The organism is Xanthomonas cissicola (assembly GCF_008801575.1).
In the GTDB taxonomy this organism is placed as follows: domain Bacteria; phylum Pseudomonadota; class Gammaproteobacteria; order Xanthomonadales; family Xanthomonadaceae; genus Xanthomonas; species Xanthomonas cissicola.
On record NZ_VZPL01000213.1, the window covers coordinates 1 to 905 of the forward strand.

Genomic DNA, 905 nt, shown 5'->3' on the forward strand with positions numbered 1-905 from the left:
CACGATCGGTCACTTGCCGGACCGCCTCGATCTTGAACTCATCCGTATACCGCTTACTGCTCATGGACACCTCCGAATCAGCCATTTTCCATGGCCTTGAGATGTCTAAGAAATCCTGGGCGTATCAGTTTTCGGCTGGAAACCATATTGGAAAGAGTTCGAAAGCTGATAATCAGGTTGGTGGCACGGCCGTGCGATCCCATGCCCGCCGCGCCCAGCCAACGATGAGCGCTGGAGCCACCACGATCACGCTGCCCCACAAGAACGCGAGGTAGAAGGCAGCCGTAGCGACCTCACCGTAGACCCGATGTTCTGCGAACTTCCAGCCAAGCACCGCGCAACCGAAGACCGCTGCAAGCCCCAACCCGCCGCCCACGAGCGCACCTTTAAGGAACCCGCCTTTGCGAAAGTAGGGAATGCGACCGGTCCTGACATGCCAAGCCCAGACCTGCTGGGCGCGGATGTGCAGCATCAGGCAGAACACCAGGAAGCCGGCGATCAGCAGCCCACCTGCGCAGTAGACCAAGCCCATCAGCTGCTGGGTCTTGAAGACAGCGTCGAGGCCTGCTCCAAACAACAGCATGCCCAAGGGCCCGAGGATGACGCAGGGCAGGATCATGGCAGCCGGCCCGGTCGGCGCATAAAGCCGCGGGTAGTTCGCTGGGTGGTTCATTTCTTTTCCTCTGTTAAGAGCGATGACCAAACGGCGTCACGGCAACCGCATGGCGAATGGTTGGTCGAGGGTCAGCCCGCAGATGTTGAGGGTCGGCAGGGATTCGTGTAAAAAACAGCCAAAAGTGAGCTAACTCGCTGTCAGCACAGAAATTTTTCACAACCTTCTGCCGATCCTCCATGCGGGTCCGTGATCGCCTTCATGTCTGCGCCTCACCCTGGTCGTCGAGGGT

1 protein-coding gene is annotated in these 905 nt (G+C 58.9%); it reads right to left on the reverse strand.

The genetic code is table 11. From position 1 onward, the window contains the following. Positions 1-172 precede the first annotated feature (172 nt). Positions 173-673 (reverse strand): hypothetical protein, encoded by a 501-nt coding sequence (locus F7R02_RS25640; RefSeq protein ID WP_235857382.1) that lies wholly within the window; start codon positions 671-673, stop codon positions 173-175. Positions 674-905: the final 232 nt, after the last annotated feature.

What these genes read in the sequence shown, in the direction of transcription:
- F7R02_RS25640 (WP_235857382.1), bottom strand. Translation starts at nt 673, where the DNA reads ATGAACCACCCAGCGAACTACCCGCGGCTTTATGCGCCGACCGGGCCG.